19 protein-coding genes and 1 pseudogene are annotated in these 18,436 nt (G+C 71.8%); 12 read left to right on the top strand and 8 right to left on the bottom strand.

Annotated elements, in window-relative coordinates; translation table 11 throughout:
- Positions 1-2,104, top strand: a pseudogene (locus tag AB0M43_RS38385) (hypothetical protein); the annotation flags it as partial.
- Between the two features lie 12 nt (positions 2,105-2,116).
- Positions 2,117-2,695 carry a hypothetical protein gene (locus AB0M43_RS38380; protein WP_363732556.1) on the top strand — a complete coding sequence of 193 codons (579 nt, stop codon included), beginning with the start codon at positions 2,117-2,119 and terminating at the stop codon, positions 2,693-2,695.
- Positions 2,696-2,756: 61 nt separating this feature from the next.
- On the opposite strand, the gene AB0M43_RS38375 is transcribed toward AB0M43_RS38380, so the two are convergent.
- The 5 genes from AB0M43_RS38375 to AB0M43_RS38355 form a co-directional block, all read right to left on the bottom strand.
- Entirely contained in the window at positions 2,757-3,437 is a 681-nt protein-coding gene (locus AB0M43_RS38375) for a hypothetical protein (protein WP_363732554.1), read from the bottom strand.
- Complete coding sequence (locus AB0M43_RS38370) at positions 3,434-5,224, bottom strand: TraM recognition domain-containing protein (protein WP_363732552.1); 1,791 nt, start codon at positions 5,222-5,224, stop codon at positions 3,434-3,436. Before AB0M43_RS38370 ends, AB0M43_RS38375 begins: the two co-directional genes overlap by 4 nt.
- A 199-nt stretch (positions 5,225-5,423) precedes the next feature.
- Positions 5,424-7,643 carry a hypothetical protein gene (locus AB0M43_RS38365; protein ID WP_363732549.1) on the bottom strand — a complete coding sequence of 740 codons (2,220 nt, stop codon included), beginning with the start codon at positions 7,641-7,643 and terminating at the stop codon, positions 5,424-5,426.
- Between the two features lie 166 nt (positions 7,644-7,809).
- Positions 7,810-8,028, bottom strand: coding sequence for a hypothetical protein (locus AB0M43_RS38360; RefSeq protein WP_363732547.1), 219 nt, complete (start codon positions 8,026-8,028; stop codon positions 7,810-7,812).
- Between the two features lie 146 nt (positions 8,029-8,174).
- Entirely contained in the window at positions 8,175-9,038 is an 864-nt protein-coding gene (locus tag AB0M43_RS38355; protein ID WP_363732544.1) for a ParA family protein, read from the bottom strand.
- A 270-nt stretch (positions 9,039-9,308) separates the two neighbouring features.
- Between AB0M43_RS38355 and AB0M43_RS38350 the strand changes: the two genes are divergently transcribed.
- The 3 genes from AB0M43_RS38350 to AB0M43_RS38340 are packed head-to-tail and all read left to right on the top strand — an operon-like array spanning position 9,309 to position 10,395.
- Positions 9,309-9,767: a hypothetical protein gene (locus tag AB0M43_RS38350; protein WP_363732541.1), complete on the top strand. Its 459-nt coding sequence runs from the start codon at positions 9,309-9,311 to the stop codon at positions 9,765-9,767.
- Positions 9,764-10,075 (top strand): hypothetical protein, encoded by a 312-nt coding sequence (locus AB0M43_RS38345; protein ID WP_363732538.1) that lies wholly within the window; start codon positions 9,764-9,766, stop codon positions 10,073-10,075. Before AB0M43_RS38350 ends, AB0M43_RS38345 begins: the two co-directional genes overlap by 4 nt.
- On the top strand, positions 10,072-10,395 hold the full coding sequence (locus AB0M43_RS38340) for a hypothetical protein (protein ID WP_363732535.1): 324 nt from the start codon (positions 10,072-10,074) through the stop codon (positions 10,393-10,395). The genes AB0M43_RS38345 and AB0M43_RS38340 overlap by 4 nt, the downstream gene beginning before the upstream one ends.
- A gap of 61 nt (positions 10,396-10,456) precedes the next feature.
- Here the strand turns inward: AB0M43_RS38340 and AB0M43_RS38335 are convergent, their stop codons facing one another.
- Positions 10,457-10,693, bottom strand: coding sequence for a DUF397 domain-containing protein (locus tag AB0M43_RS38335; RefSeq protein ID WP_363732533.1), 237 nt, complete (start codon positions 10,691-10,693; stop codon positions 10,457-10,459).
- The gene (locus AB0M43_RS38330; protein WP_363732530.1) at positions 10,690-11,535 is read right to left on the bottom strand and encodes a helix-turn-helix transcriptional regulator; all 846 of its coding nucleotides are present in this window, start codon (positions 11,533-11,535) and stop codon (positions 10,690-10,692) included. The genes AB0M43_RS38335 and AB0M43_RS38330 overlap by 4 nt, the downstream gene beginning before the upstream one ends.
- 205 nt (positions 11,536-11,740) lie before the next feature.
- Here AB0M43_RS38330 and AB0M43_RS38325 point away from each other — a divergent pair, with 205 nt between their 5' ends.
- From AB0M43_RS38325 to AB0M43_RS38295, 7 genes are all read left to right on the top strand, one after another.
- Positions 11,741-12,196, top strand: a complete 456-nt coding sequence (locus AB0M43_RS38325) for a hypothetical protein (RefSeq protein ID WP_363732527.1) — start codon at positions 11,741-11,743, stop codon at positions 12,194-12,196.
- A complete protein-coding gene (locus tag AB0M43_RS38320) occupies positions 12,178-12,477 on the top strand; it encodes a hypothetical protein (RefSeq protein ID WP_363732525.1) in 300 nt (99 codons plus the stop codon). Before AB0M43_RS38325 ends, AB0M43_RS38320 begins: the two co-directional genes overlap by 19 nt.
- The gene (locus AB0M43_RS38315; RefSeq protein ID WP_363732522.1) at positions 12,474-12,809 is read left to right on the top strand and encodes a hypothetical protein; all 336 of its coding nucleotides are present in this window, start codon (positions 12,474-12,476) and stop codon (positions 12,807-12,809) included. The genes AB0M43_RS38320 and AB0M43_RS38315 overlap by 4 nt, the downstream gene beginning before the upstream one ends.
- A 462-nt stretch (positions 12,810-13,271) precedes the next feature.
- Complete coding sequence (locus tag AB0M43_RS38310; protein WP_363732519.1) at positions 13,272-15,152, top strand: hypothetical protein; 1,881 nt, start codon at positions 13,272-13,274, stop codon at positions 15,150-15,152.
- Positions 15,149-15,661 (top strand): hypothetical protein, encoded by a 513-nt coding sequence (locus AB0M43_RS38305; protein WP_363732517.1) that lies wholly within the window; start codon positions 15,149-15,151, stop codon positions 15,659-15,661. Before AB0M43_RS38310 ends, AB0M43_RS38305 begins: the two co-directional genes overlap by 4 nt.
- Positions 15,662-15,963: 302 nt before the next feature.
- A complete protein-coding gene (locus tag AB0M43_RS38300; protein ID WP_363732515.1) occupies positions 15,964-16,950 on the top strand; it encodes a site-specific integrase in 987 nt (328 codons plus the stop codon).
- Between the two features lie 82 nt (positions 16,951-17,032).
- Positions 17,033-17,455, top strand: coding sequence for a hypothetical protein (locus tag AB0M43_RS38295; protein WP_363732513.1), 423 nt, complete (start codon positions 17,033-17,035; stop codon positions 17,453-17,455).
- On the opposite strand, the gene AB0M43_RS38290 is transcribed toward AB0M43_RS38295, so the two are convergent.
- Positions 17,452-18,045, bottom strand: coding sequence for a hypothetical protein (locus AB0M43_RS38290; protein WP_363732511.1), 594 nt, complete (start codon positions 18,043-18,045; stop codon positions 17,452-17,454). The two genes, AB0M43_RS38295 and AB0M43_RS38290, sit on opposite strands and share 4 nt — an antisense overlap.
- Positions 18,046-18,436 lie beyond the last annotated feature (391 nt).

Here is an 18,436-nt window from a genome sequence, read left to right as displayed (position 1 = left end):
GGTGGCGCTGGGCTACGCCACCACCGTCCACGGCGTGCAGGGCGCGACCGTGGACGAGGGCCGCGGTCACGGCATGCCGGACAGCGCCGAAGCCCTGTACGTGGTGCTGACCCGAGGTCGCAGCCGCAACGAGGTGTCCCACATCCAGGAAGAGCCGAGCCACGACAACCCGGAGCCGCGGCGCGAGACGGCCATGGAAGCCGCCACCCGGGCGATGGAGAACCGGACCGCCGAACTGTCGGCCACCGACCTGTTGCGCCGGGACCAGGACCTGGCCGAGTCGATGCTGAACAACGGGCCCAAGTGGATCGAGATGCAGGAGCTGGGCCGCCGCTCACAGCTGGACCGGCACATGGCCGGGCTGCTCGGGCCGGACCTGTACGCCCGGCTCAACGGCGAGGACCCCAGCAGCCTGTACCGGCTCGTGCGGTCCGCCGAGCTGGACGGACACGACCCCAAGAAGCTGTTGGAGGAGGCGGTGGCCTGGCGGGAGCTTCCCACCGCCCACACTTTGCCGTCTGTGCTGCACTGGCGGTTGACGGAGAAGATCCTGCCCGAGCGGCAGCCGGATTTGGCCCCGACGGGCCCGACCTACCCCGAGCGGACCCTGGCCGACCTGCCGGCCCGTGACAGGGAGTGGACCCTGACCGTGGCCAACCAGCTGGAGGAGCGCAAGGCCGCGCTGGGCGAGCGCGCGGCCGCCGAGCCGCCACCGTGGGCCCTGGACCGGCTGGGCCCGGTGCCGGAAGACCCGATTGCCCGCCTGGACTGGACGCAGCGCGCCGGCACCGTCGCGGCCTACCGGGAGTGGTACGGCCGCAACCTTGCGCCCGGTGACGTGTTGGGCACCGCGCCGGCCCCGGCGATGGTGGAGCAGCACCGCGACTGGCGCGAGGCCCACAAGGCTCTCGGCCTGGACGTCGACGCCCGCCAGCTGGCGGAGGCCACCGACGCCCAGCTGCTGCTGCGCGTCAAGCAGTACGAGCGGGCCCGGGAGTGGGCCCCGCGCGAGGTCAGCGACGTCATGCGCGAGACGTACGTGGCCGTGGACGAGATGGAGCTGTCCGTCAAGGAGACCCGGTACAAGGCCCGCACGGTCGCTGACCCGGCCGAGCGTGAGCAGGCCGAGCGGCTGCTGGCCGCCTACGAGCTGATGGGCGACTTCCACGCCGGGCAGACCGAGCAGCTGGAGAAGATCAACGCCGCCTACGACGAGTGGCACGCCGGCACCGCCCGCGAGCGGGAGACCGCCTACGGTGCGCAGGCTGAGCTGGACCGCCGCGCCGAGCTCGCGCCGAAGGAGGCCCCGGACGCGGACGAGGCGTACGCCGTTGACCCCGAGCCGGTGGACCTGGATGCGTGGTGGGAGGCCTTGGAGCGCGAGGCCGCCGACAGGGAAGCCGAGCAGGACCTGGACCAGGCCCCCGAGCCGGACACCGGCCCGGAGCTGGACCCGGCCGCCGAGCAGGAGCCCGTCGACGTCGAGCAGGACCAGGACGTGACACCCGAACCCGAGGACCTGGAGCCGCAGGCCGAGGCCGAGCAGGAGCCCGTCGACGTCGAGCAGGCCGAGGAGCTGGACCCCGATGCAGTCGCGGACCAGCCGGCCGACGTCGAGCAGGACCAGGACGTGGAGCCGGCCGCCGCACCGGAGCCGGACGAGCCCGGCCCGGCCGTCGACGTCGACCCGGCCGCCGCCGAGCAGGACGTGGAGCCCACGGCCGAGGCCGAACAGCAGCCCGTCGACGTCGCGCCGGAGGCCGAGGCCGTGCCGGAGGAGCTGTGGGAGGCCGACCTGGCCGCCGCCGACCACCGGCCGGACGTCGACCTGGACGAGCCCGACCCGGAGACCGTCCCGGTGCTGGAGACCGAGGCCGCGCCGGCCACCGCGCCGGAGGTGGAGCCGGAGCTGGACCTGGCAGCCGAGGTGGACCGAGCGCAGGCCGCGCTCGACCAGCTGGCCGCGCAACGGGCCGCCCGGGCCGCAGTCGAGGCCGAGGCCGCCGCCGAGCGCACCGCGGCTTGGGCCGCCCGGGAGCGCCCAGCACTGGACGCGACGGTCCAGCGCACTCAGACTCCATCTATGGGCATCGAGCGGGAGTAAGGGGACACCCTCATGGTTGCCGAGGATCAGGCCGTGGAGAGAGCGGGCCGGCTGCTGTACCCGCAGTACTGGCTGATGTGGGTCCTGCCCGTGCCGGACAAGGCGGGCCCCGTGTGGGAGGGCGCGATTGCCATCGCGCCGGATCTCGTGACGGACCCCGATCTGCCCGCCGATGTGCGGGCACTGCTCAAGGTGGCAACGGCCTACCGCCAGGCCAACCCGGAGCGGAGCGTGGTCTGGTTCTCCGACCTCACGCTGTGGGCGTACCACCAGGGATTCGAGTGGTACGACGTTGGAGTGCGCGACTGGGAGGCCGCCCTGGACTACATGGCCGGCGACGTGATCCGCACCCCGCAGCTGATGATCGGCACCAACGCGCGGATGGCACACACTATTGCCGATGCCACCGTGAAGGGCGTTGTGTTGTCCTTCACGAACGGCACGGAGGAGCGGATCACTCCGGACAAGCGGGAACACCTCCGCGACTTCCTGCGGGACCTGCTGCGCAGAGACTGGCCGCCCTACATCCAGTCTCTGATCGACGCGGGGAAGTTCGGGCCGGGTCTGCCGGTTAGCCGAAAAGCCAGCTGAGCAGGCAAAGCATTGAGGGCCACACCGGATGGTGTGGCCCTCAATGCTTGTATTGCTGGCGTTACTGTTCGCGGTTGGCGACGTCGGCGCGGATGGCCGCGCTGAGCGCGTCCGCTGAGGAGACCGCAGCCGGGCGCAGGGGCTTGTGCGCTTGGTTGAGGCAGGTCCGGGCGGTGGAGGTGCTGATGCGAGCCAGGACGCCGGGCAGGTACCGGTCGTGCCAGTCCCCGACGCGGGCCGTGCCGGCCGGGGTGCGGTAGATGCTGAGCCACATCTGGCACAGCCAGGACAGCTCCGCCACGAGGTCCGGGTGGTGCATCCAGCAGACGGGCACCAGGCCGCCGCTGGAGTTGTCGCCGCCCAGGCTGGGCATGGACACCGCGAGCCGGGCCATGTCGGGGTCCGAGTGGTTCCCGCCGCCGCCGGCCACCTTGCGGTAGACGCCGGACAGCACGGTGTCCATCCAGGTGGACAGTTCCGACCAGGCCAGCTCCGCATCCTTGCGGGTCATGGTGGACCAGTCCCACAGGGCGGAGGGTTCTTCCTCCTCTGTGCCAGCGAGGGCTTTTACGGAGTCGGCGATCTTGGCTATGGCCAGCTTGATTGCCGGGAGCTGGGCCATCTGTGTCTCGATCGCGCCCACGTTGGTCTCGACCGTGCGCAGGTCACCGCGGACTTGGGTCTGCTCGACGGCGATGGCCGCCACCAGGCCCGCGAGTTCGTTCGGGTTGGGTGTCGTCACTGCTGGGCCTCCCCGTTCTCCCAGGTGGTGGCCGGTTCGTCCGCCGTGCCTTTGCGCTGGTTGGGCAGTTCGTCGCGCAGCTCGGCCTCGCGGAGGTCCGCAGCCAGCTGGATCAAGTCGACCGTACGGCCCTCTTCCGCCAGTTGGGCCACCACGGCGGGCAGGTCGGCAATGTCGGGGTAGTCGAACAGGACCGCGCGGGTGCGGCCGCGCACGACCAGGCCGCGGCCCAGCGGCAAGTCCTTGATCTGGTCGAGGGTCAGCACCCGCTGCTCCACGAGGGGCCGGTGGCGGGAGACCTTGCCGTCCCCGCTGGTCGTGGTGGACTCCAGACCCTTGCGCACCACCATGCCGCACAGCCGCGAGAACCGTTCGAGGTGCTCCACGCCCGTGCCGCCACCCAGGATGATCTTCGTGTTGGCGATGTTGAAGATGGCCTCCCCACCGTCGCGGCCGTAGGCCATGTACAGCTGCTCCATGTCCTGAGCGGAGATCACCAGCGAGATGTTGCGGCCGCCGGAGTCCGGGGCCCAGCTGGCCAGCGGGATGGGGCAGATCAGCGCGGCCTCATCGATCATGAAGCCCAGGGGCGGGTTCAGGCGCCGCTTGCCCTTGGCGTTGTGGGTGGCCAAGACCTTGGCCCTGGAGAACAAGGCTTCGGTGAAGCACGCGAACAGGGGCGCGATGCCGCTGCTCTTTTTGTGGCTCCCGATCAGGTTGAGCGTGTCCTTGCCGGAGAGGATGAACGAGTCCAAGTCGAAGGACTCGGCAGCCGAGCAGTCCATGGTCGCCGCGATCTTTGGGCTGGCCATGAAGCTGAGCGCGTCGGCCACCCCGGCGTAGATGTTGCCGATCAACGCCGCTTCCTTCGCGTGCAGGCCGGCCAGCTCGCCGGCCCAGCCGGCCGCCGTGTCCGGGTGGCTGGCCAGGATCTTCAGCGGGGTCATGTCGGAGGAGTTCGACGCCCAGGCCCACACGTGTTTCATCCGCAGCCCGCCCAGGCCGGCCGCGTGGAACAGCCCGCGCAAGACCTTGTGGGTGTTGTTCTCCCAGAAGCTGGCGTTGGTCACGCCGGAGAATCCAGCCTGCGGGCCCACGATGCTGGCCACTCGCTCCATGGCCACGTCCGGATCCTCGCAGCCGGCCGTGGGGCTGAACCGGAACGTGGACACGAACTCTCGGGCACGGCCCAGCTCTTCGGGGTTCCACAGGTGCTCCCGGCCGCCGCGCTTGGCGCGCAGACCCCGGGTGAGCTCGTACAGGTCGGTTTTCGTGGACGTGGTGACCACGCTGCCCGGGTAGTCGACGACCCGCGCCGCCATCCACGAGGTTTTACCGGCCCGGGGCGGAGCGATGAGCAGCACGACCTCCTCCAGCGTCAGGTACAGGTCCAGGCCCCACCACCGCAACGTCCGCTGTGCCCACCGTTCCAGCCGCCCCAGGGGCGCGATCGGATCGAATCCGGGGTACAGCTTGCCCAGGAGCAGGCCGAACTCCCCCGGCGCGAGCTTCTTCCGCGCATCCTTTGAGAGTTTGGCCAGCTCGACCCGGATCGACTTGTACGTCTTGGCCTTCACCTTTTTCAGGGTCAGCTCTGAGGCCTTGAGCTGCTTCGGGGTGGCCCGGCCGGACGGACTGGACCCGCCACCGCCCTGGCGGAAGCTGATCACCGCCATCATGAGCAGGATGGCCAGCCCGAAGCCGACCATGGCGAACGTCCACGTGGACAGGTCCGGCAGGCCGCCGCCCGGGGCCGTCGAGGCCGGTGGGCACGTCGGCTCAGCCAAAAGTGTCACCTTCTGGAGTACCCGCTGCGCGAGTTCGGGGGGTGCTGCAATGATGCGTACTGACACGGCAGAGACCTCTGTTCTCTGTTGGCCCGGCAGGTGTTCGCGCACCTGCCGGGCACCTTTTTGTGTGAATCTGAGGGTGGAGATTGATCACCATACGTGACGGGTCCGACATTGTCGGACCCGTCGACGCAGGTCAGGCCGGCTGTCCGCCGCCCTGCTGAGGGATCTTCGCTTCGCTGGCGCAGTCGCCACAGCCGGGCTGCTGCTCGACGTCGGCCGCGGTCACCTCCGAGATCCGGTTAGCCGCCCACCGCCGGGACTGGCCGCACAGCTCCGCCAGCGCCCGATCGCTCAGCCGCCGCTCGAAGTCCGGCGACGTCGACGCCCGGTAGATGACCCGGGCGAACTCTTCCAGGTCCACGTCGTCCAGCGCGGTGTTCGGGTACAGGCCGTCAAGCCAGACCACCTCCCGCACGTCCCCGGTGCCGATCCTCGAGTACGCCGTGGCCGACTCCGCGGCCGCGTCCTCCCCTGTCGACAGCTTGCGGATCCGCGCCCGAGCCTCGCCGGCCCGCTCCACGAGCACCTCCGGCAGTGGCTCGCCCGAGCCATCCGCCGTGGCTCGCGGGCCATCGGTCTGGCTCGCGTGGCTCGCCGGCTGGCCCAGCTGCGCCATCGGTCGTGGCTCGCGGGCCACCGGACCCGGGGCACCGTGAGCCAGCGGGCCATCGGTCGTGGCTCGCGGGCCACCGTCGTGGCTCGGGTGAGCCACTGGGAATGGCTCGCGGGCCACTCGCTGCGGGCCACCGTGGCCCGCCGGGCCATCCGGGTGAGCCACTGGCTCGCCGGCCGTGGCTCGCGGGCCATCGGTCTGGCTCGCGTGGCCCGCCGGCTGGCTCACCGCGTGGCCCGGGCCGTGGCTCGCAGGGGTGTCGAGGACCGCGACCTGGCCGCCGCCCTGCTGGGGGGCGTGCGTGCCGTTGACGCCCGCGGGGCGGTGGCCCCGGTCCAGCGCGGTGCCCACGTAGCCGATCGGGCCGAGCTCCGGCGAGACCGGCAGCACTCCGCCGTCAGCGTCCGGGCCGTTGAGCAGCGGCGCAGTGTCGGCGGGGACGTCGACGGGCTGCTGCGTGGACGGGCGCCACTCCAGCCGCACCGCCGGCACCGGAGCCTGCTCTGCCGGGCGGGCCACCGGGCCATCGGCCTGAGCCACGCGGGCCACGGGCTGAGCCAGCGGGCCATCGGGCGTGGCTCGCGGGCCAACCGGGGCGGGCCACTGGCTCGCCGGCAGTGGCTCGCCGGGTGCCGGGTGCTGCTTGGAGCGGGTCACTGGCACGGCGACCGAAACCGCCGGGCCATCGGGCTGGGCCACCGGGCCATCGGCGTGGCCCGGGTGAGCCACCGGCAGTGGCCCGTCCTGGACCACCGAGCCATCGGGGCGGGCCAGTGGCTCGCCGGCCGTGGCTCGCGGGCCCTCGGCGTGGCTCGCCGCGGCATCGGCCATGGCCCGCTCGATGTTCTGCACCTCGGTGTCGACCTGGCCGCCGAACTTCTCCATGGTGGCCAGCCCGGCGTTGATGCGCCGCACGGCCGCGAGGGTCACGCCTTCCGGCGCGCGGTACATCAGCCGCTCCAGCTTCCCGCGCAGCCGCCACGACCGGCCCCGGATGATCCAGCCCGTGAACCGGCCCAGCTTGTCCTTGCCCGTCGCCCGGCTGGTCAGGTAGTCCAATCGCCGGCAGATCCGCGCGACCCGCCGCGTGTAGCGCACCAGGGCCAGGCCGGACACCTCCAGCTCCGAGCGGCCCAACGCCACCAGCAGCCACTCCGGCAGGAAGCGCTTAAGTCCGCTGGGACCGGCCAGGCCGGCGAGGGTCCGAGCCCTGAACCTCTCTTCCCACATCTCCAGGAGCAGGAGCATCAGCGCCAGGACCGGCATCCCCAGACGGAACATGACCGCTCCGCCGTTGTGCGCGTCGGAGGCAGCGACCACCGCCATGAAGCTGATCAGGAACACCAGCACCTTGCCGGCCGGGCCGGCGCTGGCGTTAGCCGGGTCGTGATCCAGGGTCCAGCGCAGCATCCGCCGCGCCGAGCGGACGCAGTACAGCAGCGACGCCTCCAGCACCGCGAACAGGGGCCAGAGCAGCCACGGATCCGAGATCCCCAGCTTGTGCTCGAAGAAGCCCCACATGGCTTGCGCCAGGGTGCCGGTCACCACCCCACCGATCAGCATGACCATCGCGCGGTCCACCCACGGAGTGGTGTGCTTCGCCTCAACCGTGGCGGCATCCGACTTACGCCGCGTGATCCGCAGCAGCACCAGAACGGCGAGGAGGACCAGGGCGACGACCGCCCCGGTTGCCGGCCAGTCCACCCGGCCGGCGAGCTCTTCAACGTTTTTCCAGGTCACCGGGACACCTCTCGTACGCGAGCGCCCGGGGCCGTAACGTTGTAGTTGGACACGAGGGTACTCCTCTCTGTTCGTGACCCCCGGCGGAATACGGCCTGCCAGCCCCCGCCGGGGTTTCCTATTGCTTGCATTAGCTGCACTACGGGCATTGCCCGCCGTGCTGGTGTTACCGGCCGATCGGGCGGCCGCGCCGCAGTCGGCGGCCCTCCGGAACCGGGTCGAAGGGCTGGCCGTCGTTCAGTTCGTCGGCCAGCTGCTGAATTCGAGCCATTAGGGCGTCTTCCAGCAGGTCAGAGAGGTTGTCGAACCCGCCGGGCTTGTTGTTCGTCCAGAACACCGCCGCCCGGGCAGCGTTTTGCACGTCGCGTGAGACGTAGACCGTCATCGGGGGTCGGGACGGAGGTTCCTCCGCCCGTGGAGGCGTGGCCGCAGGTGCAGGCCGTGGTGGCATCACCCCGAGTTCTTCCAGGAGTTCGGTTTCAGGGCTTGCGGTGGTGGAGCCCACGACGAATGGCTTTCCCTTCTGTGAGCTCATGCTGCGGCCACCCGCCGGATGAGCAGGTCAGCGGCGAGCAGGGCATAGGCGCCGTTCGCGGTCGAGCGCGGCGCGAACGTCGGCAGGGGCTCGCCGGTCAGTGGAGCCTCCCTGATCCGCACGGACGGGGGAATCCGGAACCGCGGGGCGTCGGGGTAGTCCACGGCCAGCTGCTCGCGGATCTTCCCGGCCAGGGTTGTCTGCCCCGTGTCCTGCGTCAGCACCAGCGCCGCCACGGACAGGCCCGGGTTGAGCCGCTTCTTGATCACCGCGCGGGTCTTGGACAGCTCGACCAATCCCGGAAGGTCCATGCCGCTGGGGTTCAAGGGGATGATCAGCTGGTCGGACGCCACGAGCGCCGAGGCTGTGAGCGCGCCGAGCGACGGGCGGCAGTCGATCAGCGACATGTGGGCGGGGATCGCGGAGTCCGCGATGGCACCGCGTAGTGCGATGTTGGTGTCCGGCAGCTGGGCGTACTCCACCTGAGCCAGGTTCTCGTAACTGGGGACCAGCAGCAGGCCCTCCATGGAGGTCTGCACGGTCGCCTGGTCCAGGGTGCACTCCCCGAAGTACATCCCGCGCAGGGTCAGCTCCAGGATGAGCTCTTGCAGGAGCCAGTACGTCGCGGAGCTCATCTGGGGGTCGCTGTCGATCAGCCGGATAAGCAGGCCCCACAGTGCCCAGATGGCCGCAACCGTGACGGCCGTGGCCGTCTTGCCCGCGCCGCCTTTCTGGTTCACGACCCCGTACGTGGTGTGGAACAACTTCGGGGATGACTTGATCGCTTCGAGTGCCGGGCGCAGCTGCTTGAGGACGTCGGGCGGGAGGTGTTCCTGGAAGGCCAGGGGTGAAGGAGCCATCGTGGTTCCCGTCTTATCGGCGGCATGGTTGGCGTTGCTGTCCACGACAGTGTCCACCTCCCTCCCGGCAATGCGTGCAAGGCCAGCTAAGCCAGCGCGCCAATCTTTGAAATCCCAGCTGACAACCACCGTAACGCTTGCCTTCCAAGTAATGCAAGTATTATCGTGGCGGCAACAGAGGGGCCGGGCTTGGCGGCCCGACCCCTCCTCGAACCGCTCGACTGGGCGCAGTAACGCCCGCCGGGCCAGACCCCCTAACAGGAGGGGATCATGAGGATTCTCCCGCACTTGATGCAGGCCGGTGACACGGTGCTGCACCCGATCACGTCGGCCCGGGAGCAGCTGATCCGGACCGGGGCCACCGCGCCGTCCGTCGCGCTGGTGGTGGCCACCAGCTCCGAGGTGTTGGCGCTGGCTGGGGTGACCGGCTACGCCGTGGCGATGGACTGGCCGGCCGTGGGTCAGGTGGTGCTGCTGGCTGGCGAGGTGCTGCTGGCTGTGCACCTGGCCCGGGTGGTGGTGCTCCGGCTCGCCGGCAGCAGCGTGGCCGAGGCCGTGGAGGCCCTGACGGGTGCGCCGGTCGAGATCGTGGAGTCGTCGGTGCCCGCCGACCACATGGAGGTGATCGCGCCGGCGCGGACCGGTGCGCCGGTCACGTCGGTGTCCGCCGGCGACGAGTTGACCGCGCTGGCGCGGGTCGCCGGGGTGCTGGTCGGGAGCGCGTCGTGACCCGGCCGAGCCCGGACCCGGCCGCCCGGATGGCCGAGATCCTGCCGGATGTGCCGCGTAGGTTCGCGCTGCACCGGTTGGACGACCCCAGCGGGGTGTCCGGCACGGGGATCATCGCGTGGGGTGTGGCGTTCGGGGACGGCCCCGACGAGCAGGTGGTACTCCGGTGGCGAGGGACGACGACCGGGGTACAGCAGTTGTGTGTTTTCCGGTCCGTGGCCGAGGTGCTGACCGTGCACGGCCACGCCGGCCGGACCCGCATCGCGTGGCTGGACGCCGAGCCCGGGGCAGCGGGAGCCCTGTCGTGAGCGCGGGTCGCCGCCTGGCGCAGGCACTGCACGCCCGGCTCCCGGACTGGACGTACCGGCCGGCCGAGGGGCCGGACGGGGTGGAAGTGCTGGACGACGGGACGCAGGACTGGACCCTGACGGTGGACCCGGCCGGAAGGGTCGAGCTGGCCCGCCGGGGGCAGCCGATCGGGCACCTGGACCAGGTGGCCGCCGCCGAACTGGTGGCGCTGGTGACCTGCTCGGCCGGCCGGGCCGGGTACGTGGCCCCCGCCTACCGCGCGCCGGTCATCCGGACGTTGCCCGGAGGTCTGAGCATCGGAGGCCGGGCTGCCGCGTAGCAGCTCCCGCACGACGAAGGGCCCGCCGGATCACCCGGCGGGCCCTGCTCGTGTCTGTGGGTCAGCCGATCCGGCCGGACCGCACGCCGTCGAGGAACGCGGCCCAGTCGCCGGGGGCGGTCCACAGGACGGCCCCGGCCGAGCCGGCCTTGCCGTCGCGGACGCCGACCTGGCCGGCCGGGCCGGCCGGGGTCATGTACAGGCAGTCTCCGCCGTTGTCGCCGGACGGGGTGGCCTTGTGCCAGGCCAGGCCGTCGCCGAAGTCGAGCATGTAGCGCGGGGGGTGGGGGTGGGTCATGTGTACAGCTCCTCACGGGTCCTGTGGATCAGCGCCAGCGACTCAGCCGGCGGCAGCGCCGCAGCGACGAGGTGAGGGTACATCCCCGCGTAGGTGCCCACCTCAGGCTGCTGGTCGATGTAGAGGCTGCCCGTGGGGTAGTCCAGGTACGCCACCTTGAAATCGGGCGCCAGGCTGAAGCTCAGCAGGACGTACGCCGTGGTCATGCTCGGGTGTGCGCCATGGCTGTCGGGGATGATCTGGATCATGCAGCGGGGCCGGTCCGCGACCGCCGCCAGGTGGTCGAGCTGCTGGGCCATCACGTCGCGGCCGCCGACGTGGCAGCGCAGCACGGACTCCCGCAGGATCGCCCAGTACTCCGGCGGATCCGACCGGTTGAAGACCGCCTCAGCCCGCCCGAGCCTGGCTTGCACGTGCTTCTCCACGTCCGCGCCGAGCCGGCCCGCGCCGAGGATCGCCCGGGCGTAGTCCTCCGTCTGCAGGACGCCGGGCACGAGGACCAGGGCGAGGGTCTGCATGGTCGAGGCGTCGCGCTCCAAGATGGCCAGGTCCTCCACTGGAGGCCACAGCACGCCCGGGCCCGAGCCCTTAGGCCGCCGTCGACGGCCAACCCGGGCGAGCTCCAGCAGATCGTCCAGCCGGTCGCCCCGCACCCCGTAGACGTCGCGGAGCAGCAGCTGCGCGGCTGGCACGGCGATGGCGCTTGTGCACGTCTCGTACCTGCTCAGCGAGCCCGCCGTGAGTCCCGCGGCCTCTTCGGCCTGGCTCTGCGTGTGGCCGGCCAGCTCCCGTAGGCGGCGCAGTTCACTCGCCAGGATCCGCACCTGAAACGAGACAGTCATGGCCTAAGTCTCCTCACCGTTGAGCGTGGCCCCAGGGAGGGGTACGTGACGCGCCGATCGTACATCAGGAGTTGTAATTCAGGATTCATGAGTTAGCCTGAGGGGGTGGTCACGCGTTGACGCGCCGTGACTGCCTCAGCTGGCCGACGACACCGCGCGGACTCCCCCACGGCGACCGTCGACCCTCCCTGTAGGAGGTGGCCCCGTGGCCCCGTCCCCCCGGCCGGAGTGCGTCCCGCAGCCCCAAGCGGACGCCCGGATCCGGCAGTCCCCGACCTACGTCCTGGCCGTGAGCCAGTACCGCACGCACCAGCTGCACGCCGGCCAGTGCGAGTACTGCGGACACGCCGAGTGCACCGCCCGCGCCGCGGCCGCGCGGTTCATCGAGCTGGCCGGCGGACAGCCCGCGCTCTACGACCACCCGCTGTACGTCGACCCGCCGGCCCAGGACGTGCCGCCGGTCTGGCCGCAGTCGCCCGCCCCCGCCCGGGGCCGCGCCGAGGTGCGCGGGCCCCGCCGGGAGCCCGTGCCGACCCGACCGCCGTACCCGCGCCGAGAGCCCGGCGCCGCCCTGGCCGCGGAGCAGGCCGCCACGCCGCCGCAGTGGAACGCGTTTAAGCCCGGCCGCGCCGGGGAGGGCCCGTGGTCCAGCGCAGCGTGAGCGAGGACGTGCCGCCGGTCGGCACCACCGTCCTGCTCACCGCCGAGGCCAGCCCGCAGTTCGCGGGCCAGCACCAGCTGCGGCTCAGGGTCACGGGGGCGGAGACCGCATCGTCCGTGCGCGGTTGGGGATACCTCCGCGGCTACGTCCTGGACGAGCACGGCGACGCGGTGAAAACCCGCCGGGTGTACGTGCGATGGGCCGGAGTCCAGGTCACCACCAACCCCACCCCGCGCGCCCCGCGCCCGGGGACAGCGCCCAACCAACGGAGGAGCAAGTGAGCACCACAGACGACACCGGGACCGTGGTCGGCATCCTGGACACCCGAGTCGAGGCCGGCCAGCAGTGCATCATCAGCCTGGACCTGATGACCGCCGGCCAGGCCCGCCAGTACTGGATGCTGCCGGGCACGTACACGATCCGGGCCGGCCGGACCGGGCTGCTGGTCACCGGCACCGGTCTGGACGAGGACCAGGAGCACGTGCTGTACCGCGCCGGCCGGCCGGTCGCGGCACTGCCCACTCTGGACGGTGACCACTCCGTGGACCCCACCGTGACCTACCGCGTGCAGCGGTTGGTGACCGGGGATTGGGAGCTGATCGCCCTGCACTGACTCCATCAAGGCCGGCGGCCCGGACGGATGTCCGGGCCGCTGTCTGTTTGGGGGACACGCCGAGCCATCTGCTCAAGGCGAGTGCGGAGCGTTAAGAAGGACTAGGATCGCCCGCAGACGTATGGATCTTCGGGAGGCCGATCGAAAAAAATCGGCCCCACCCTCTGGTAGACCGGCTGCCGCCAAGCTCTCCGGCCCAGATGTGGGGCTATCAACCACCGCGCTGCTGCGTACCGCTGTCAGGCCCGAGTCACTGCCAGGTGACAAGAGCCCCATTTTTGCGCCCTAGAGCGCACTACCACGGAGGCCAGGATACACCAGGCCCACCGGGTAGGTACCCCACGTCCAAAGATCGACACGCCGGAGTCTTTGGCTTCGGAAGTTCAAGACTCTGGACGTTCGGACCTACCCGTTTCAGTTCTCGCCCCGCCGGTTCGTAGCTCGACGTCGGCGGGTTCGATCGTGCTCCGGTCCGGCCAGCTGCGTATCGCGCTGCGGGACCTGGAGGCCGGCCGCACCCTGCACCCGACCGGCGTGCAGGTGCAGTGTGCCGGGTGCGCGCGGTCGGGGATCGAGCGGCAGGGCCTGCCGTTTCGGATCGAGGGCGACCCGACGCCGCTGTGCATCCCGTGCGGGACCGGCCGCCAGGAGCGCGCCCGCCGGGCCGGCCTGGCCGAGCTGTCCGCCGCCGTGTGGGAGGCCGTGGGCCAGGTCGAGGCCGCCGAGTCTGAGTGTCCGGTGTGCGCCGACCAGGCCGCCGACGCCGGGCGCCGGGGGATCGCTGCGACCCGGGGCTGCTGGTTGTGCGGGCACGAGTGGCTGGCCGACGTGCGCGCCCAGGTCGAGGCTGCCCGGGCCGCCGACCAGGCCGCCGTGAACGCGGAGTTCGCCCGGCTGGCCGTGCGGGCCGAGGCAGAGGCCGAGCGCGACGCCTGGCGGGACTGGACGACCAGGATCAACGACCAGCTGGCCGCCCACCGTGATGGCCGCGGCTTCGGCCGCTCCGTGGACCTGCTGGCCGGTGGGCTGTTCCTGCTCTACGGGCCCCGGGCCAGCCGGCGCGGACGCAAGGGCGGGGTGGGGCTGGTGATGGCCGCGATGGCCACGGCCGCCGACTGGCGCTCTGGCCGTTCTGCCATGCCCGGCCGGGAGTGGGTGGCCAGGCTCGCCGGGTGCAAGGAGCGGTCAGTGTCGAGGACCTGGCGGGCCACCCGGCTACCGGCCGTCGACAACCCGCGCGGGTGCGGATGGATGCACGAGACCGTACGCGGGGGCCGCCTCAGCCTGGACGAGCGGCTGGAGACCGGCAGGTGGAACAACCGCAGCGTCTTTGACCTGCGACCCGTGCACCACTTCACCACCGACCAGCTGGACCCCTGGCGCGAGGAGGCCGTGGCCCTGCTGACCCTGCTGCTGGCCAACGCCGCCGAGCACCTGGACCATGCCGAGGCCGCCCTGGCCGAGCTGGCCGCCGTCACCCGAGACGAGATCGGCGCGGCATGGGTCTCGGCAGTGCGCCGCACCCGGCTACGGGCAGCCGTCGCCGGCACCATCCACACCCACACCCTGGCCGCCACGGCGACGGAACGTGAAACCTATTTCGTCCCCCCCTCCGTGGGAGCTCTAGGTGAGTACTCAAGTTCCTGCTTGGTTTTGGGTGAGAAGACAGGAAGATCAATCCACTCCCGCCAGTGGACGGGTGCCCGGCCTACCGGCCGGGAGGGAGAAGGCGCTCCGCGCTCATCACCAAGAGCAGGGGCGCGACCTGGATCACCACCGCTTGAGCGTCCTAGGAGGCACCAACGCGGGGTGACGTCCAAGATACCCCGTCAGCGGCCCGAGTGGGCCGATTGGGCCTACGTCCGGGCTGATCAGCTGGCCGAGCAGGACGGGTACGGCTGGATGGTCCCCGACGAGGATCGGCGGGAGGTCCGGATGCGGATCGCGTCCACAATCGGGCGGTGGGTACCGCCGGAGTGGTCGGCCGAGGAGCTGGCCGCCAAGATCCAGGAGTATCGCGGCGGCAGGCGCTGGCCGGAGCAGGTGGACGACCCCGCCGCGTACCTGCGGGCCCTGCTCAAGGCGATGACGCCGGACGGGTACCGGCGCACCGTGGCCGAGTACCAGACCGTCCACCACGTCCACCGGGCCGAGGTAGCCGCGGCCGCCGTCGCCCTGGCCGCCGTCGCAGTGGCCACGGAGGACCGCCCGGCCGAGGCCAGCGCGCGGTTCGCCGCCCTGCGTGCCCAGTGGGCCGCCAAGAAGGCCGCCGCCGCGCCGGCCGTCGAGGACTGGCCCGAGCTGCCCCCGCCCGTTGTCGAGTCCGTAGGGTCGAGACCGTGAACGCCGCCACCGAGAACATCCTGCGGGACCTGGCCCTGCGTGCCCACCTGGCCGACCGCCAGGCCCCCGAGCGGATGGCCGGGTGGCGGTACCGGTCGTTCGCCGCGCTGCTGCTCGCGGAGGGCCGGCTGTTCACGCCGGGCGTCGGCAGCACCGTCGACGTCCCCGAGCACCACCAGGGCGCGACCGGCACCTGCTACGTGTCCGCCGCCCTGTGGTCGATGGCCAGCGGCCTGGCCTACGTCGAGGGCTACAGCAGCGTGTTCGAGCCGATGCCCACGGAGCACGCGTGGTGCTCCGGCCCGGCCGGCCGGGCACTGGATCCGACCTGGACCGAGCCGGGACTGGCGTACATCGGTCTGCCGGTCAGCGCGGAGTACCGCCGCAGCTGCCGCGAGGTGGCGCTGCTCGCCCCGCACCCGGCCGGCTTGGCCCTGCTCCAGTACGGCCTGCCCGACGAGATCCGCGCCGACGTCGGCCGGCCACTGCCGGCGATCCTGCCTGTCTGACCAGCTCACGCGGCTGGTCATGCCCGCCCCGTCTCACTATTATCTACGTAGATAGATGGGCCCCGGTGGCGCGTTGTGGATCTTGCCACTGTGGAGGCCCGGCGCTTGTGTTCGTGTCCCCAGGGGTAAACCAGGATGATCATGGGCCAGTTGTCGCAGGAATTACCGGATTCCCCGCGACAACCCCAAGATCGCGAAAATGGGCCACCGGCTCCGGCCGGGGATTCCCGGGAATCGTCGCACCCTCGCCCCACACTGGACGGGTACGCATTTCCTGCGGTAGATCCGGAGCGTTGACGATCATGGGCCAGGTCCACCAGTTCCCCCGCGCCGCGACCGGCGACACCTTCGTCGCCGGCGCCGGCCGGTTCATCGCCGAGCACACCGGCACCGCCTGGTCGGACGGCACCACGGTCAAGTACCGCCAGACCCTCGACGCCCTCGCCGGCCGGCTCGGCCCCGGCTTCGTCCTTGCCGAGCTGGACACCCCGGCCGGGGCTGAGCGGTTGCGGATCGCGTTCGATGAACGGTTCGCCCGCCTCGCGCCAGCGACCCGGGCCCGGCACCTCGCGGCGCTGCGGTCGGCGATCGGCTGGTGGCGGGTCACCGGCCGGCTCGCCTCGGATCCGACGCTGGGGTGGGCGCGACCGAAGGTCACCGTCGACACCACCCGGGCGTTGACCGTCGAGCAGGTCGACGCCCTGTTCCGCCTCGATGTCCCCGTGCGCGAGCGCACCCTGTGGCGGATGCTGTACGAGACCGCGGCCCGCGCGAACGAGATCCTGCTCCTCGACGTCGGCGACTGCGACCGGCCGTCCAACCGGGCCCGGGTCACAGGCAAGGGCGGTGACGTCGGCTGGGTGCACTGGCAGACCGGCACCGCCCGGCTCCTCCCGCACCTCCTCGCAGGACGGACGCGCGGCCCGCTGTTCCTCGCCGACCGGCTGCCGACCAGGGCCACCCCGACCGGGGACCTGTGCCCGGACACCGGCCGGGCCCGCCTGTCCTACCGCCGCGCCGCCGAACTGTTCGACCAGCACACCGTCGCCCTGGCCCACCCCGACATCGCCCCGGCCGACCTCGGCGGGCTGTCCGGATGGGACCTGCACCAGCTCCGCCACAGCGCGCTCACCCACGACGCCGAGTCCGGCACCAGCACCCCGCTGCTCCTCGCCCGCTCCCGACACGCCTCCGTCCGCAGCCTGGAACGCTACGCCCGCCCCGGCCCCGAAGCCGTCGCCCGCCACGTCGCCGGCCGCGACCCCGCCGCCAGACGCCGGAGCACCTGAACCTACCCAGAAGTAGGTTTACCCCTGGGGGACAGCTACACAAGCACTGGGCCGTGGAGGAGACGAACCGGAGGGACGCGCCATGTTCGATGAGACCGGGTACGAGTTCGAGGTGGGCCAGGCCCGCCAGCTGGGGGAGGCCGTGCGCTCCGGCGACGACGGCCGCGCCGAGCAGCTGCGTCAGCACCTGGTGGCCGAGGGTGCGACGTCGGACGCCGACGCCGCCGAGCTCGACGCGTTCACCCAGGCGCTGACGCTGTTCGCGCAGTACACCCAGGCCGCTGGGGCCGGGCAGGCCGACCGGGCCGCCGAGCTGCAGGAGCGGCTGCTGGCCGAGCACGGCCCCGAGCGGATCCGCCAGGTGTCCGCCGTGGCGATGCTGCAGGCCGGGGCCCGCCAGGGGTGGCTCCCGGCCGACCAGCACGACCAGCTCCGCGACGGCCTGGACGCCGCCGGCCTGGCCGACGACTACGCCGTGGTGTTCGGCGGCATCGAGCGCCGCTAGGACGACGCCGGACGCTGCGGGCTGTAGAAGTAGAACTCTCTGCCCAGGGCCCGCAGCGCCGCCGCGCGGATCAGGTCGCCCGTGGTCAGGACCTCCCCGCGCAGCCGCTCACGCTCCGCCCGGGCAACCTTGCCCGCGAGCTTGACCACCGCCGGCCGCGAGACCCGGTAGGCGATCCGGCGCACCAGGTCCCCCAGGTCATCGGGCAGCATCACGACCAGCCGCGCCGGCCCGCCGCGATCCCCGTCCGCCAGCTGCCGCTCGCCCCGGCCGAGCGGACGCCCCGGCAGGCGCTTGACCCCCGCAGGCACCGCCCGCCACGTCCGGACGTCCCAGCCCTCCTCCCGCAGGATGGCGCGCAGGTGGTGGGCCACCACCGCGCCCTGCGTGCCCAGGAGCTCGCCGCGCTCCCGCAGGAGCAGCAGCTGATCGTCCACCGCCGCCAGGGCGTCGCGCCGCTCGACGCCCGGCCGGGCCCAGGCCGCGGCGCGGGACCGCTCCAGCCAGGACCGCTCCACCTCCGCCAGCGGCTCCACCAGCTCCGCCAGCGCGTCGACCAGCTCCACGGGTGCCGCGATCACGAACTGCATGCCCATCAGGATACCGCCTATCTACGTAGATAAGAGCCACCCGGGCAGGGCGGCAGCGTGTGCGTGGTCGGTCAGGTCGAGCACGAGCAGACAGGTCAGTGCTCCCAGGTAGCCGGCCGTCCGGCCGGGTGGTGGTCGGCCGCCGTTCTTCTTTCAACCCGGGTGGGGTGGTCGGCCGCCGTGGTGGTCGAGGTGGTGTCCCCGACCTACGTGGACCGCCGCCGGCTGCTCGCGGGTCGCCATTCCGTGGCTGGGGTCGGGTACGCGGTTGAGTCGGGCAGCTGCGGGTCGGAGGGGCGAGAGCCGAACCCCGGCGCCGACGAGGAGGTGGGGGAGTAGGCCGCCGGCCCGAGGCAGGGGCAGGTCAAGAGCGTTGCGCTCGCCGCGCGGG

The organism is Longispora sp. NPDC051575, assembly GCF_040681875.1.
Lineage (GTDB): Bacteria > Actinomycetota > Actinomycetes > Mycobacteriales > Micromonosporaceae > Longispora.
Note: the sequence above shows the minus strand (reverse complement) of the source record. Positions and strands in the feature narration are given on the sequence as shown.

What these genes read in the sequence shown, in the direction of transcription:
- AB0M43_RS38355 (WP_363732544.1), bottom strand. Translation starts at nt 9,038, where the DNA reads ATGGCTCCTTCACCCCTGGCCTTCCAGGAACACCTCCCGCCCGACGTC.
- AB0M43_RS38290 (WP_363732511.1), bottom strand. Translation starts at nt 18,045, where the DNA reads ATGCAGTTCGTGATCGCGGCACCCGTGGAGCTGGTCGACGCGCTGGCG.
- AB0M43_RS38380 (WP_363732556.1), top strand. Translation starts at nt 2,117, where the DNA reads ATGGTTGCCGAGGATCAGGCCGTGGAGAGAGCGGGCCGGCTGCTGTAC.
- AB0M43_RS38295 (WP_363732513.1), top strand. Translation starts at nt 17,033, where the DNA reads ATGTTCGATGAGACCGGGTACGAGTTCGAGGTGGGCCAGGCCCGCCAG.
- AB0M43_RS38300 (WP_363732515.1), top strand. Translation starts at nt 15,964, where the DNA reads ATGGGCCAGGTCCACCAGTTCCCCCGCGCCGCGACCGGCGACACCTTC.
- AB0M43_RS38330 (WP_363732530.1), bottom strand. Translation starts at nt 11,535, where the DNA reads ATGACTGTCTCGTTTCAGGTGCGGATCCTGGCGAGTGAACTGCGCCGC.
- AB0M43_RS38360 (WP_363732547.1), bottom strand. Translation starts at nt 8,028, where the DNA reads ATGACGGTCTACGTCTCACGCGACGTGCAAAACGCTGCCCGGGCGGCG.
- AB0M43_RS38350 (WP_363732541.1), top strand. Translation starts at nt 9,309, where the DNA reads ATGAGGATTCTCCCGCACTTGATGCAGGCCGGTGACACGGTGCTGCAC.
- AB0M43_RS38335 (WP_363732533.1), bottom strand. Translation starts at nt 10,693, where the DNA reads ATGACCCACCCCCACCCCCCGCGCTACATGCTCGACTTCGGCGACGGC.